Raw genomic sequence first — 13,418 nt, 5'->3', positions numbered from 1 at the left:
GGACGACGACGATGACGAGACTGCAGGGCAAGACGGCGCTCGTGACGGGTGCAGCGATGGGCATCGGGCACGCGGTGGCCGAGCGGTTCGTCGCCGAGGGGGCGCGGGTCGTGCTCGCCGATCGCAACGCCGACGCTGTCGCTGCTGCCGCGGCGGCGCTCGGGCCGCTCGCGCGGGCGGTCACGATGGACATCTCCGACGAGACCGCCGTCGCGGCCGCCTTCGCCGAGCTCGAGGCGGCCGGGTGGACGCCCGACGTCGTCGTCGCGAACGCCGGGGTGCAGCTGTTCGGGCAGGACGCGCCCGCCGCCGACCTCGACCTCGACGTGTGGCGACGGACGATCGAGGTCAACCTGACCGGCACGTTCCTCACGGTGAAGTACGCCGTGCGCGCGCTGCTGTCGCGCGGGGGCGGGTCGATCATCCTCACCGGCAGCCCGACCGCGGTCAACGGCGAGGGACGGGACTTCACCGCCTACAGCGCCTCGAAGGCCGGCGTGCACGGACTGGGGCGCACGGTCGCGGCGGCGTACGCCGATCGCGGCATCCGGGTGAACACGGTGCAGCCGGCCTACACCGAGACGCCGCTGGTGTCGGCGATCAGCGACGACCCGCAGTCTCGGGCGGCCATCGTCTCGCGCATCCCGGTCGGCCGGGCGGGCACCCCCGCCGACGTCACCGGCATCATGGTCTACCTCGCGAGCGACGAAGGGTCGTTCGCGACCGGTGCGACGTTCTCGGTCGACGGCGGCATGACGACGCTCTGAGGATGCCGAAGATGTGGGAGCGCGAGGACGCGGACCGGCGGCGGATCGGAGCCTGGGAGTTCGAGCTGCGCGGCGACGAGCTCGCCGACATCCGCTTCCGCGGACGGCCCGTGCTGCGCAGCATCCGGGCCGTCGTGCGGGATCGCGACTGGAACACGATCGACCTCGTCGTCGATCGGGTGACCGCGGCCGAGACGAGCGTGGTGCTGCACGTGCGGACGGCGGAGGAGCGGATGCCGCTGCGAGGCATCGTGCGCGCCGAGGCGCGCGGCGGCAGCCTGCGCGTGCTGTGCGACCTCGAGGCGGCGTCGCCGATCGAGACGAATCGCACGGGTCTGGTCGCGCTCATCCCGCCCGCGGCGGCGGGGGCCCGCCTCGCCGTCGGGCATGCGAACGGCAGCACGTCCGAGACGGCGCTTCCGGTCGCCATCAGCCCGCATCAACCCGTGGAGGACATCGCGACGCTGCGATGGCACGACGCCGGACTCGCGATCGCCCTCGCGTTCGACGGCGACGTCTTCGAGATGGAGGACCAGCGCAACTGGACCGATGCGTCGTTCAAGGTCTACAGCCGGCCGCTGGCCCTGCCGTTCCCCTACGGTCTGCACGCGGGCGAGCGCGTCGTGCAGGCGCTCACGATCACCGCCGACGTGTCCTCACCCGCCGACGAGTCCGCGCCCGCCGCAGTCCCGGGCACCGGGATCACGAGTACGGGGCCGGCGAGCACCGTGGCGTCGATCCGACTCGAGCCCTGCGGCCCGTTCCCCGCGATCGGGTTGGGCGCGTCGACCGCGCCGGATCCGGCACCCCGGGCCGCTGCGGCGGATGACCCGGCGCCGGTCGCCACCACTCTCGTCGAGCTCGACCTGGCGTGGCCGGGATGGCCCGCCGCGCTCGCGCGAGCGGCATCCGAGGGTCCACCCCTCGACGCGCGCCTGGTCCTGCCAGTCGAGGCGGGGGCCTCGGCCCAGGACGACGCCGCGGCCGAGGCCGCGCTCGCGCAGGCCGCCGACGCCCTCCGCACGCACCGGGTCGCGCGGGTCACGGCGTTCCAGCCGGCGGGCGCGGCCCGGCACATCTCGGACACGGCGGCCGTCGAGCTCCTGCGCCGGGCGCTCGACGCCGTCGGGCTCGACGCTCCGGTGGTGGGCGGGTCGCGCGCCCACTTCACCGAGCTCAACCGCGAACAGCACCGGTTGCCGGGCGATCTCGCGGGCATCGTCTTCGGCCTGACTCCGCTCTTCCACAGCCGCGACACCGAGCAGCTGGTCGAGTCGCTCCCGATGCAGCGCCTCGTGGCCGCGCAGGCGGTCGACATCGCCGGCGGCGCGCCGGTGCACATCGGGCCGATCACGCTGCGTCCGCATTTCAACGACGTCGCCACCACCGCGCCGCCCCGGCCCGCGGCATCCGACCTGTCGGGCGGTCACGGCACCCACCTGACCGACGCCGACGACCCTCGACAGGCGACGGGTGAACTGGCCGCCTGGACGATCGCGAGCGCCGCGGCCCTCGCCGTACCCGGCGTCGCGAGCGCCACCTACTACGAGCGATGGGGACCGCGCGGCATCCTCACCTCGGCAGGCGACGCCCTCCCGGCCGCTGCGGCGATCCGCGCACTGGCGGGGCTCTCGGGTCGGGAAGCGGCAAGCGGCGGCAGCGCCGACGGCCTGGTCTGGGCGCTGGCCGCCGAATCCCCCTCGGGCACCACGGTGATCGCGGCGAACCTCGACCGCCGCCCCCGCCGGGTCGAGGTCATCGTCGCCGGTCGTCCCGCCGCGATGGACATCCCCGCGGGTGACTGGCGCCGCCTCGACCTCGAACGGGAGCCCTGATGCAGGAGCGCTGGCGACGCGAGCTGAGCGAGTTCGTCCGCGACCGCTCCGAGCGCATGACGCGCGAGCCGGAAGGCATCCTCGCGCACCCCTACACGGTGCCCAGCGACCCGGATTCGCCCTACTACTCCCGCGCCCTGTGGGACTGGGACTCGTGGACCATCAGCATCGCCCTCGGGCAGGTCGAGCGCGACACCGACCGGCCGGGCCTGTTCGCCGCGTACGAGCGGGGCAGCGTCCTGAACTTCCTCGACCACACCGACCGCGACGGGGTCATGCCCATCCAGCTCAGCCCGGCGGGATCGCTGCAGCACGGCGATCCGGGGCGGGCCGGCGGCTTCCGGCAGAACATGCACAAGCCCGTGCTCGCCCAGCACGCCGCGCTGCTGTCGCGACGGGCGGGCAGCGCCGAATGGATGCGGCCGCACCTGCCCGTGCTCGAGGCGTTCCTCGAGCGCTACCTCACGAGCCACCTGCACTCCCCGACCGGGCTGGCCTACTGGCAGACCGATTTCGCCGTCGGCGTCGACAACGACCCCTCGGTCTACTACCGGCCCGACCGGAGCACCGCCGCGATCTTCCTCAACAGCCTGCTGTACCGGGAGCTGCTCGCGGCCGGGTTCCTGCAGGAGGAACTCGGCGACCTCGTCGCGGCGAACCGGTGGCGCAGGCGGGCGCAGGACCTCGCCGATGCCCTGCATGCCGCCGCATGGGACGAGCGCGACGGCACCTTCTACAGCGTCGACATCGGCCTGCGCGAGATCGACGCGGACGACTGGCTGCACCGCGGCGCGCCACGGCACTGGCCGGGGCTGCTGCTGCGCGTCGACAACTGGTCGAGCTTCCTTCCCCTGTGGGCCGGGATCGCGACCCAGACCCAGGCTGAACGCATGGTCGAGCGGTACCGAGACGCCCGCACCTTCAACGCCAACTACGGCGTCCGCACCCTCTCCCGACTCGAGAAGGGCTTCGACCTGCGGGCCTCGAACAACCCCTCGAACTGGCTCGGGCCCGTCTGGGGCATCAGCAATTACCTCGTGTTCCGCGGGCTCGTGAAGTACGGCTTCATCGACGACGCGCGCGACCTCGCCGAGAAGACCGTCGCGCTCTTCGGCGCCGATCTCGAGGCAAACGGCTCGCTGCACGAGTACTACCACCCCGACAACGGCGAGCCGATCATCACGCACGGCTTCCAGAACTGGAACTTCCTCGTGCTCACCATGATCGCCTTCCTCGAGGGGCGTCCGACGGTGTGGGAGTTCTGAGCGGCTGCGGTCAGCTCGCGGACGAGACGCTGCTCTCCCGCACGACCAGCTCGGGCCGGAACACCCGGTGCGGCTCGTCGATCGCCCGCCCCGACAGCACGTCCGAGAGCAGATCGACCACCGCGACCCCGAACCCGACGTGGCGGGTGCGAACGGTCGTGAGCGGGATGAGCGACGCCTGGGCGTAGACGTTGTCGTCGTACCCGACGAGCGCGATCTCGTGCGGCACGCGGATGCCGGCGTGGTCGAGCTCGCGCAGGATGCCGAGGGCGAGGAGGTCGTTCGCGGCGAAGACGCCCTGCGGGCGCAGGTCGGGCGGACGCGACGCGATGATCGCGCCGATCTCCCGCCCTCCCGCGATGGTCCGGTCGGGCTGCGGGAGGATCTCGAGCGTGGCCGCGCCGGCCGTACGCACGGCCTCACCCGCCCCGGCGAGGCGCGCCGCCACCTGGGGGATGTCGAGCGGGCCGCCGACGAACGCCAGGCGCCGGCATCCCTGTTCGAGCAGATGCGCGGCGACGAGGCGGCCGCCCTCTTCGTCGTCGACCGAGACCGAGGCCTGCTGCGCGGAGTGCGCGCGCTGACCCACGAGGACCGACGGGGTGCCGCGCAGCCGCACCGCCTCCAGACGCTCCTCGATGGGATGGTGCGACGAGACGATGAGCCCGCGCACGCGATGCTCCTCGAAGACCTTCAGATACGCGTCCTCGCGCTCCTTGCTGCGATGCGAGTTCGCCAGGAAGATGCTCAGGCCCAGTTCCGACGCCCGGCGCTCGACGCTCTCGGCGATCTCGGCGAAATAGGGGTTGCTCACGTCGGGTGCGATGTAGCCGACGACGGCGCTGACGCCCAGGCGCAGCTGGCGGCCCGCGCTGGACGGGACGAAGCCGAGCGTCTCGATGGCCGCCCGGATGCGCAGCGCCTTCTCGTCGGAGACCCGGTCGGGGTGGTTCAGGTAGTGCGAGACGGTGCCCACGGCGACGCCGGCCAGAGCCGCGACATCGCGGATGCCCACTCTCGACACGCTGACCTCCCGGGTTCGCCGCTGCTTCCCGACAGTAACGCAGCAGTGGCGGTTCGTCATCCTTATTGTGACGTTTCAATAACGGGCCGGGGCGAGTGTCGCGCTGCGGGCACTGCTCTATTGACAGCACCCGGGCGTCGCCCTAGCATCCTGTTTTGAAACGTCTCAACGCTGATTCGGCTGTGAGGCGCGCACCGTTCAAGGAGGAATCGTGTCCACAGCATCATCGCGTCGGCTCCGCAAGCCGCTGATCGCCACTTTCGGTCTGATGAGCGCCGGGGCGCTCATGCTCGCCGGCTGCTCCGGAGGTGGAGGCGGCGGCAGCGAGCCGTCGACGTTCGAGTTCCTGAAGAACTCCGAGAACACCACCACCGAGCCCGTGCTCGACGCGCTCATCGACGGCGCATGCGCCGAGCAGAACGAGACGCTGCCGCTGGAGGTCAGCTCCGTGCCCCAAGCGGAGCTCGACGCGCAGATCCAGCTGCTGGCCAGCCAGGGCGGCCTTCCTCCGATGTTCTCGGCCGGCGGCAACCCCGCCGAGGGTGCGCGACTGGCCGAGGCCGGCGCGCTCGTCGACTTCGACGAGGCGCTCACCGATCTGGGCATGCGCGACAAGATCGCCCCCGGAGCCGTCTCGACGATCGAGAAGCTGTACGGCGGCGGGTTCAACTTCCTGCCCTTCCAGTACAACATCGAGGGCATCTGGTACAACACGCAGATCTTCGAGGACAACGGCTGGGAGGTCCCGCAGACCTGGGACGAGCTCGTGACGATCGCCGGCGAGGCGAAGGCCGCGGGGCTCACGCCGTTCTCGGCATCGGGTGAGCAGGGCTGGCCGCTGACCCGACTCGTCTCCACCTACCTCTTCCGCACCGTCGGCCCCGACGCGCTGCAGAAGGTCGCCGACGGCGAGGCCAAGCTCACCGATCCCGAGTACGTCGAAGCGGCCGCGGCCATCGCCGACCTGGGCGCTGAGGGCTACTTCGGCGACAACGTCACCTCGCTCGACATCGACGGCTCGTACAACCTCTTCCTCACCGGGCAGGCTCCCATGATCTACATGGGCAGCTGGATCCTCGGCAACATCAACGGCGAGGGCAACGAGGTGGGCGCCGAGAACATGAGCTTCTTCCCCTTCCCCGCCGTCGAGGGAGGAGCCGGCTCCATCGACCAGTACCCCTCGAACGTCGGGCTGCCGGCGACCTTCAGCGCCGACGCCTACTCGGAGGACGTGGCCGGATGGCTCGGCTGCATCGCCGAGAACTACGGCGATGCCGCGCTGCAGCAGGGACAGATCACCGGTTTCGTCGCCGACGAGGAGGCCGATCTGCCCGAGATCTCGCAGAAGGTCGCCGACACCATCGCCACCAGCACCGACAGCGTGCTGTGGTTCGAGGCGCTCTTCCCCGCGAAGGCGAGCCAGATCTCCTCGACCAACGCCGCCCTGCTCGTAACGGGACAGCTCACGCCGGAGGAGTTCATGGGACTCGTCCAGGACGCCATCGACAACCCGTGAGACGCGGTGCCCCGGCGTGACGATCGCGCCGGGGCACCCCGCCCTCGCCCCTCTCCCCGTCTCCGAAAGGCCAGCGATGAAGTCCGTCCTCGGCGATCGCAAGGCGATCATCCTCCTGCTGACGCCCGCACTCCTCGTCTACACCGTCATCATGCTGGCCCCCGTCGTGTGGTCGCTCGGGCTGACCTTCTTCTCCGGAAGCCCGCTGATGGGCTTCGAGTTCGCGGGCGTCGCGAACTTCGAGCGCCTGATCTCCGACAGCGCCGTCTGGGATGCGTTCTGGTCCACCGTCCGCTACGCCGTGCTCGTCACGCTGCTCCAGGTGGTGCTGGGCTACGGCCTGGCCCTGCTCTACAACTTCGTGCTGCGGAAGTCCTCCGTCCTCGTGCGCACGCTCGTCTTCTTCCCCGTGGTGCTGCCCACCGTGGCGGTCTCGCTGCTGTACCAGAAGATCTTCCAGTCCGCCCCGAGCGACGGCTTCGTCAACGAGCTGCTCGTGAACGTCGGCCTGGACTCGGTGGACTGGCTCGGGTCGGGCACGACGGCGTTCATCGTCATCGTCGTCATGGACGTCTGGCGGTCCATCGGCTTCTACGGCATCCTCATCTTCTCGGGGCTGCTGGACATCCCCGACGAGATCGTGGAGTCGGCCCGCCTCGACGGCGCACGAGGCGTGAGCCTGTTCCGACACATCGTGCTGCCGATGTCGCTTCCGATCCTCTTCGCGTCGTTCATCTTCTCGATCAACGGCACGATCAAGGTCTTCGATTCGGTGTTCGCCCTCACCGGCGGCGGCCCCGGGAGCTCGACGACGCCGCTGACGCTGTACATGTACCGCACCGCGTTCCAGTACAGCGACTACGGCTATGGCTCGACCATCGCCCTGCTGCTGACGGTCATGTGCCTGGTGATCACCCTGTTCATCTTCCGTTCGTCGCGTCGCGACATCACCGTCTGAGGGAGTCGACATGACCGCCACGCTCGACACCGTCGCCGTCCCCTCCCCCCGCGCGCCCCGGCAGCGTCCGGGTGGAGCAGGCTCTGCCGCCGCCCGCGCCGTGCGCCGCATCCCGGCGCTGCTGACGATCGCCTTCCTGATCCTCATCACCGCGTATCCGCTGTTCTGGATGTTCATCAATTCGCTGAAGTCCAACAGCGACTTCCTCAACAACCCCTCCTACGCCCTTCCCGAGGCCTGGCGCTGGGACAACTACGTCACGGGGTGGGAGACGGCGAACCTGTCGACCACGATCGTCAACTCCGCGATCGTGACCTTCCCCTCGCTGCTGCTGCTGGTCGTCCTCGGCACGGCGGCGGGCTACGCCCTCGAGGTGCTGGTGTTCCGCGGGCGGGCGACGATCCTCCTGCTGTTCCTGTCCCGGGATCATGATCCCGGGACAGATGATCGTGCTGCCGCTGTTCACGGCCGCGTTCAACATCGGCGCGACCGGATCGCTGCTGCCGCTGATCCTCATCTACACCGCGTCGGGCCTGCCCCTGACGGTGTTCATGATGGCCACGTACTTCCGCGCCATCCCGCGCGAGATCTTCGAGGCCTCCACGATCGACGGCGCCTCGATGGTGCGCGCCTTCTTCTGGATCGGGATGCCGATGATGCGCAACGCCATCCTCACCGTCGCGATCGTGCAGTTCTTCCAGATCTGGAACGACCTCCTCTTCGCGCTGATCTTCGCCGGACAGCGCCGGCTGAACACCATCCAGGTCGGCCTGCTCAACTTCTCGGGCGAGTACGGATCCACCAACTACGGCCCGCTGTTCGCGGCGATCTGCATCACCGTCGGCGGCATCCTCGTGCTCTACCTGTTCCTGAACCAACGAATCATGAGGGGCCTCGCCGCCGGTGCGGTGAAGGGATGATCGCCATGACCGCAGTCCGCGACGTACGCGCAGAACACCACCGCGATGCGCTCGGCATCGGCGAGCCCGAGCCCCGGCTGTCGTGGATCGTGACCGACGCCCCGGAGGGGTGGCGGCAGCAGTCCTACGAGGTCGAGGTCGACCGCGACGGTGACGCCGAGACCCTCGTCGTGGCATCCGGCGACCAGGTTCTCGTGCCGTGGCCGGCCGCCCCGCTGCGCTCGCGCGAACGGGCGCGCGTCCGGGTTCGGGTCGTCGGCGACGACGGCGAGCGCTCGGCGTGGAGCGACGCCCTCGAGCTCGAGGCGGGCCTGCTGTCGCCGTCGGACTGGAGCGCGGGCCCGATCGGGGCGATCCGCAACGAGAACCCCCTGAGCGACACGCGGCGCCCCTCTCTCGTCCGGTCCGAGTTCACGGTGCGGCCGGGCCTCGTCCGTGCCCGCCTGTACGCCAGCGCCCACGGCGTCTACCAGGCCGAGCTCAACGGTCGCCGCGTCGGCTCCGACGTGCTCTCCCCGGGGTGGACCGTCTACGACCGCCGCCTGCGCTACTACACCTACGACGTGACCGAGCTCGTCGTCGACGGCCCGAACGCGATCGGCGCCTGGCTCGGCGACGGCTGGTACCGGGGCCGGCTGGGCTGGCGCGGCGGGTTCCGCAACGTCTACGGCGACGATCAGTCGTTCATCGGCCAGCTGGAGCTGACCTACGCCGACGGCTCTCGCCAGACCGTCCGCAGCGACACGTCGTGGCGGACCGCGCCGAGCCCGATCATCGCATCCGGCATCTACGACGGCGAGTGCTACGACGCGCGGGAGGAGCAGCCGGGATGGTCCTCCCCCGGTTTCGACGACGCCGGGTGGGGGCGGGTGCAGCTGCGCCGGCGCGACCCGGCGACGCTGGTCGCGCCGACGGCGCCACCGGTGCGGGTCACCGAGGAGGTCGCCCCCGTCGCCGTCGTGACCTCGCCGTCGGGGCGCCGCCTGCTCGATTTCGGGCAGAACCTGACGGGCATCGTGCGCCTGCGCTCCCGCGGGGCGGCCGGTCACACCGTCACGCTCCGCACCGCCGAGGTGCTGCAAGACGGCGAGCTCTACCGCCGCCCGTTGCGCGATGCGGCATCCACCGACTCGTACACCTTCGCCGGACGCAACCAGCCCGAGGAATGGGAACCGCGCTTCACCTTCCATGGCTTCCGCTACGTCGAGGTCGAGGGCTGGCCCGGCGACCTCGACGCCGACGTCGCCGCGGGCGCGCTCACCGCCCGCGTCATCCACACCGATCTCGAGCGCACCGGATGGTTCGACTCGTCCGAGCCCGATCTCGACCGCCTGCACGAGAACGTCGTGTGGGGAATGCGCGGCAACTTCGTCGACATCCCCACCGACTGCCCGCAGCGCGACGAGCGTCTGGGGTGGACCGGCGACATCCAGATGTTCGCGCCGACAGCCTCGTTCCTCTTCGACAGCTCGGGGATGCTGGCGGGATGGCTGCGCGACCTCGCGGCCGAGCAGCTTCCCGACGGCACCGTACCCTGGTACGTCCCGGTCATCCCGGCCGACACGATGTGGACGCCCATGCGTCCGGGCGCCGCCTGGGGCGACGCGGCGACGGTCGTGCCGTGGACGCTGTACGAGCGGTTCGGCGACGTGGGGGTTCTGCGCGCCCAGTTCGAGAGCGCGCGCGCGTGGGTCGACCTCATCGCCGACATCGCCGGACCGTCTCGGCTGTGGGACACCGGCTATCAGCTCGGCGACTGGCTCGACCCCGCCGCGCCGCCCCAGGACCCGGCGGCCGGCCTGACCGACAAGTACCTGGTCGCGACGGCCTATTTCGCCCTGTCGACGCGGCTGGTCGCGCGCATGGCGGACGTGCTCGACGACAGCCGCGCCGCCGCGAGCTACGGCCGCCTCGCCGACGAGATCCGCGAGGCGTTCATCGCTCGATACGTGCGGGCGGACGGGACGATGACCTCCGACGCGCAGACCGCGTACGCCGTCGCCCTGCGCTTCGACCTGCTCCCGGCCGAGCTGCGCCGGCCCGCCGCCCGCCGGCTGGCACGCCTGGTCGAGGAGTCGGGGAACCGCATCGCAACCGGGTTCGTGGGCACCCCCTACGTCACCGATGCCCTCAGTTCCGAGGGCGAGGCCGACGCGGCCTATGCGCTGCTGCTCGAGCGCGAGTGCCCCTCCTGGCTCTACCAGGTGGGGATGGGGGCGACCACCGTCTGGGAACGCTGGGACTCGATGCTGCCCGACGGCACGGTCAACCCCGGCACGATGACCTCGTTCAACCATTACGCCCTCGGCGCGGTGGCGGACTGGATGCACCGCGTCGTGGCGGGACTCGCCGCAGCCGAGCCCGGGTACCGCCGCATCAGGTTCGCCCCGCAGCCCGGTGGCGGGCTGTCCCACGCCGGAGCCCGGCACCGCACTCCCTACGGCGAGGCCGCCATCTCGTGGCGGATCGACGACGCGACGCTCCGAGCCGAGGTCACGGTGCCGGTGGGCACCACGGCGGTGCTCGAACTGCCCGGCGCACCCGCCGAGGAGCTCGGACACGGCGTGCACGCCCGCGCCGTTCCCTGGCCCGCTGACGCGGGCACCGGGGCGGCCTCGGCCGAGATCCTCAGCGCGTCGTCCGCGTGATCCGCAGCGCGATCGCCTCGCCGGCGGGCAGGGCGAGGCGATCGGGCGCGAAGGCCTCGTTGCGCCGCACGTCGTCGAGCACGAAGGGCCGCTCGATCGCGGTGACCGTCATGTTCCAGGTGTCGATGACATCGACGGTGAAGGCGTCGCCGGGCTGCAGGCGCTCTCCGACGTTCGTCGCCTGCGGCAGCCGGAAGCGCCAGCTCTCCGGAGCGGACCGGCCGAGATAGCGCAGGTACTGGCGACGCGCGACCCCGCCGACGTACTCGGGGTCGTCCCACTTGTCGATCGGGTCGATGCCCGGGATGACGAGATCGTCGAGCACCTGCCGGAGGAAGGCCAGTCGTAGCGGCGATCGCCCGGTCAGCGCGCCGCCCTCGACGATGTGCAGGCTGCCGCCGGGCCGTGCGAAGCTCTCGCCGTGCGAGGCGTAGCACCCCGACACCGTCGCGACCCAGAACTGATGCACGAGCTCGTGCGCGTCGAGATGACCCCAGCGCTCGGGGATGTCGCCTTCGTAGTTGATCTCGTCGAGCACGACCGGCTTGTCGTAGACGTCGCGGTACAGTCCCGCGCGCCCGAAGTCCGTCGTGACATGGCCGTTCTGGATGGAAGCGTGCGTGATCCACGGGCGGTTGTGGTCGAACAGCTCGATCCAGTTGTGGATCGAGCGCAGGTGATCGTGCGGGTCGATCTCGGCCAGCAGCGCTCCGAGGCGGTCCCAGCGTCCGCGCGGCCGGTCGAGGATGTCGAACTCGTTGCACAACGACCACCACACGTTCGGGAATGCCGACAGCCGCGCCACGAGGTAGCGGAGGTAACCGGCATCCTGCTCCTCGGTCAGCTCATCGAGACCGAAGTGCCCGCCGTCGTATGCGTTGAGGATGAGCACGTCCGCCTGGATGCCGCGCTCGCCGAGCACCCGGACGGCGGCGTCGAGGCGCCGGAAGAACGCCACAACGGGCCGGTCGACGTCCCAGCCCGATGCCGTGCGTTCGAAAGGCAGCAGCTCGGGCTCGTGCTCGACGTAGTCCCCGGCCTGGGGGAAGACCAGGAAGCGCAGCTTGGTGAATCCCGCGTCCGCGATCGCCTCGATCGTTGCGGCGACGAGTTCGTCGGGCTGATGCAGCCAGTTGTAGACGGTCGCCCCCACCGGACGGTAGGCCGTGCCGTCGGCGTGGGCGAAGTGGAACCGCTCGGCCACGCGAACCGGACCGTGCCCGACCGCCGCGGCGACGGTGACGCTTCCGGCATGCCCGTCGAGCTCGGCCGCATCGCTCCGCGTCGACCACGACCACTCCCCGGCCGCGTCCGGCAGGAATCGGGCCAGGTAGCGGTCGCCGCCGTCCCAGAAGCCCGGCACCCGCAGCCGACGGCCGCCGAGACGGACGTCGAGGACGAACGGGACCCGGGAGGCCGGGATCGGCTCGGCCGGTCCGGTGAACGCGAGCTCGACCGGCGTGTAGGCCGCGGCAGCGCCCGCCTCGGCGGCCGCCCGCACGCCGGTCACCGCCAGTCGTGCTCGGCGCGGAAGCCGAGCTCGCGTTGGATCTTGCGCGTCGACATGAGCGACTCGAACTCGCCGAGATCCGCTGCCACCGGCGTGCCGGGGAACCAGCGTGCCGCCGCATCCCGTGAAGGGTCGCGGATCCCCGAGGTGGGCGCGGCGACGTTGTAGACGGCGAAGCCCGGTTGTGCGCCGGACAGCGCGAGGGCGATGGCGGCGGCTCCGTCGCGCGCATCGATCCACGATCCGATCAGGTCACGGCGGTAGTCCGGCTCCCCCGCCCGTTCGAACGTCGCGTATTCGTCGGGAGCGACGACGTTGGTGAAGCGCAGCGCGGTGATCGAGGCATCCGCGCCCCAGCGCGTCATCTGCGCGGCCATGGCCTCCTCGACGATCTTGCCGAGGCCGTAGGTGTTGTTGGCCGAGCTGTAGGTCTCGTCGACGGGAAGAGCCGGCGGCGCCTCGTCGAACGGGAACCCCATGGCCGTGATGCTCGAGGCGAACACGACGCGTCGGATGCCGGCGCGGTGGGCCGCGAAGAGCACGTTGAAGGTCACGGCGACGTTGGTGTGGAAGGTCGCGGCGTCGGGAACGAGTCCGTTGACGGGGATCGCCGCAAGATGCACGAGCGCGTCGAGCCCGGCGTGCCGGGCCGTGACACCGAGCATCGCGTCGAGCGTCTGCCCGTAGTCCGACAGGTCGACGCGCGTGAAGCCGGGTCCTGGCGTGCCGACGGTGTCGAAGCCCACGACGTCGTGCCCGTCGGAACGGAGCCGCTCGACTGTCGCACGCCCGAGTTTTCCCCCACTGCCTGTCACGCCGATCATCATCGCCACATCCTCGTGTAAGTCGGCGCCGCGCACCGATGCATAATCATTCTATAGTGAAGATTGTTCACAACGAGGGGCGGATGCCGATGGTCGACGCAGTACCGGTCGCTCAAGCGGCATCACCGCGGAGCACAGGTGGCATCCTTGA

At 70.7% G+C, this 13,418-nt stretch carries 10 protein-coding genes; 7 read left to right on the top strand and 3 right to left on the bottom strand.

The features are described from left to right. Positions 1 to 11: 11 nt before the first annotated feature. The 3 genes from ACPYN5_RS00760 to ACPYN5_RS00750 are packed head-to-tail and all read left to right on the top strand — an operon-like array spanning position 12 to position 3,867. The gene (locus tag ACPYN5_RS00760; RefSeq protein WP_424447080.1) at positions 12 to 767 is read left to right on the top strand and encodes an SDR family NAD(P)-dependent oxidoreductase; all 756 of its coding nucleotides are present in this window, start codon (positions 12 to 14) and stop codon (positions 765 to 767) included. 2 nt (positions 768 to 769) lie between these two features. Next, positions 770 to 2,602 (top strand): D-apionate lactonase family protein, encoded by a 1,833-nt coding sequence (locus tag ACPYN5_RS00755; protein WP_424447079.1) that lies wholly within the window; start codon positions 770 to 772, stop codon positions 2,600 to 2,602. After that, positions 2,602 to 3,867 carry an MGH1-like glycoside hydrolase domain-containing protein gene (locus ACPYN5_RS00750; RefSeq protein WP_424447078.1) on the top strand — a complete coding sequence of 422 codons (1,266 nt, stop codon included), beginning with the start codon at positions 2,602 to 2,604 and terminating at the stop codon, positions 3,865 to 3,867. The genes ACPYN5_RS00755 and ACPYN5_RS00750 overlap by 1 nt, the downstream gene beginning before the upstream one ends. 10 nt (positions 3,868 to 3,877) lie before the next feature. On the opposite strand, the gene ACPYN5_RS00745 is transcribed toward ACPYN5_RS00750, so the two are convergent. After that, positions 3,878 to 4,882 carry a LacI family DNA-binding transcriptional regulator gene (locus tag ACPYN5_RS00745; RefSeq protein ID WP_424447077.1) on the bottom strand — a complete coding sequence of 335 codons (1,005 nt, stop codon included), beginning with the start codon at positions 4,880 to 4,882 and terminating at the stop codon, positions 3,878 to 3,880. A 220-nt stretch (positions 4,883 to 5,102) separates the two neighbouring features. On the opposite strand from ACPYN5_RS00745, the gene ACPYN5_RS00740 reads away from it, so the two are divergent. The 4 genes from ACPYN5_RS00740 (at position 5,103) to ACPYN5_RS00725 (ending at position 10,933) form a co-directional block, all read left to right on the top strand. Continuing rightward, positions 5,103 to 6,407, top strand: coding sequence for an ABC transporter substrate-binding protein (locus tag ACPYN5_RS00740; RefSeq protein ID WP_424447076.1), 1,305 nt, complete (start codon positions 5,103 to 5,105; stop codon positions 6,405 to 6,407). Between the two features lie 76 nt (positions 6,408 to 6,483). After that, positions 6,484 to 7,365 (top strand): carbohydrate ABC transporter permease, encoded by an 882-nt coding sequence (locus tag ACPYN5_RS00735; protein ID WP_424447075.1) that lies wholly within the window; start codon positions 6,484 to 6,486, stop codon positions 7,363 to 7,365. A gap of 428 nt (positions 7,366 to 7,793) precedes the next feature. After that, positions 7,794 to 8,285 (top strand): carbohydrate ABC transporter permease, encoded by a 492-nt coding sequence (locus ACPYN5_RS00730; RefSeq protein WP_424447074.1) that lies wholly within the window; start codon positions 7,794 to 7,796, stop codon positions 8,283 to 8,285. Positions 8,286 to 8,290: 5 nt separating this feature from the next. Next, positions 8,291 to 10,933, top strand: coding sequence for a family 78 glycoside hydrolase catalytic domain (locus ACPYN5_RS00725; RefSeq protein WP_424447073.1), 2,643 nt, complete (start codon positions 8,291 to 8,293; stop codon positions 10,931 to 10,933). Here ACPYN5_RS00725 and ACPYN5_RS00720 read toward each other — a convergent pair. Continuing rightward, complete coding sequence (locus tag ACPYN5_RS00720; protein WP_424447072.1) at positions 10,914 to 12,443, bottom strand: apiosidase-like domain-containing protein; 1,530 nt, start codon at positions 12,441 to 12,443, stop codon at positions 10,914 to 10,916. The two genes, ACPYN5_RS00725 and ACPYN5_RS00720, sit on opposite strands and share 20 nt — an antisense overlap. Then, entirely contained in the window at positions 12,440 to 13,270 is an 831-nt protein-coding gene (locus ACPYN5_RS00715; protein ID WP_424447071.1) for an NAD-dependent epimerase/dehydratase family protein, read from the bottom strand. Before ACPYN5_RS00715 ends, ACPYN5_RS00720 begins: the two co-directional genes overlap by 4 nt. Positions 13,271 to 13,418: the final 148 nt, after the last annotated feature.

Origin of the sequence: Microbacterium arborescens (genome assembly GCF_049707515.1) — a bacterium.
Taxonomy (GTDB): Bacteria; Actinomycetota; Actinomycetes; order Actinomycetales; family Microbacteriaceae; genus Microbacterium; species Microbacterium arborescens_B.
This window is presented reverse-complemented; position numbering and strand designations above follow the sequence as displayed.

What these genes read in the sequence shown, in the direction of transcription:
- ACPYN5_RS00760 (WP_424447080.1), top strand. Translation starts at nt 12, where the DNA reads ATGACGAGACTGCAGGGCAAGACGGCGCTCGTGACGGGTGCAGCGATG.
- ACPYN5_RS00755 (WP_424447079.1), top strand. Translation starts at nt 770, where the DNA reads ATGCCGAAGATGTGGGAGCGCGAGGACGCGGACCGGCGGCGGATCGGA.
- ACPYN5_RS00750 (WP_424447078.1), top strand. Translation starts at nt 2,602, where the DNA reads ATGCAGGAGCGCTGGCGACGCGAGCTGAGCGAGTTCGTCCGCGACCGC.
- ACPYN5_RS00735 (WP_424447075.1), top strand. Translation starts at nt 6,484, where the DNA reads ATGAAGTCCGTCCTCGGCGATCGCAAGGCGATCATCCTCCTGCTGACG.
- ACPYN5_RS00730 (WP_424447074.1), top strand. Translation starts at nt 7,794, where the DNA reads ATGATCCCGGGACAGATGATCGTGCTGCCGCTGTTCACGGCCGCGTTC.
- ACPYN5_RS00725 (WP_424447073.1), top strand. Translation starts at nt 8,291, where the DNA reads ATGACCGCAGTCCGCGACGTACGCGCAGAACACCACCGCGATGCGCTC.
- ACPYN5_RS00715 (WP_424447071.1), bottom strand. Translation starts at nt 13,270, where the DNA reads ATGATGATCGGCGTGACAGGCAGTGGGGGAAAACTCGGGCGTGCGACA.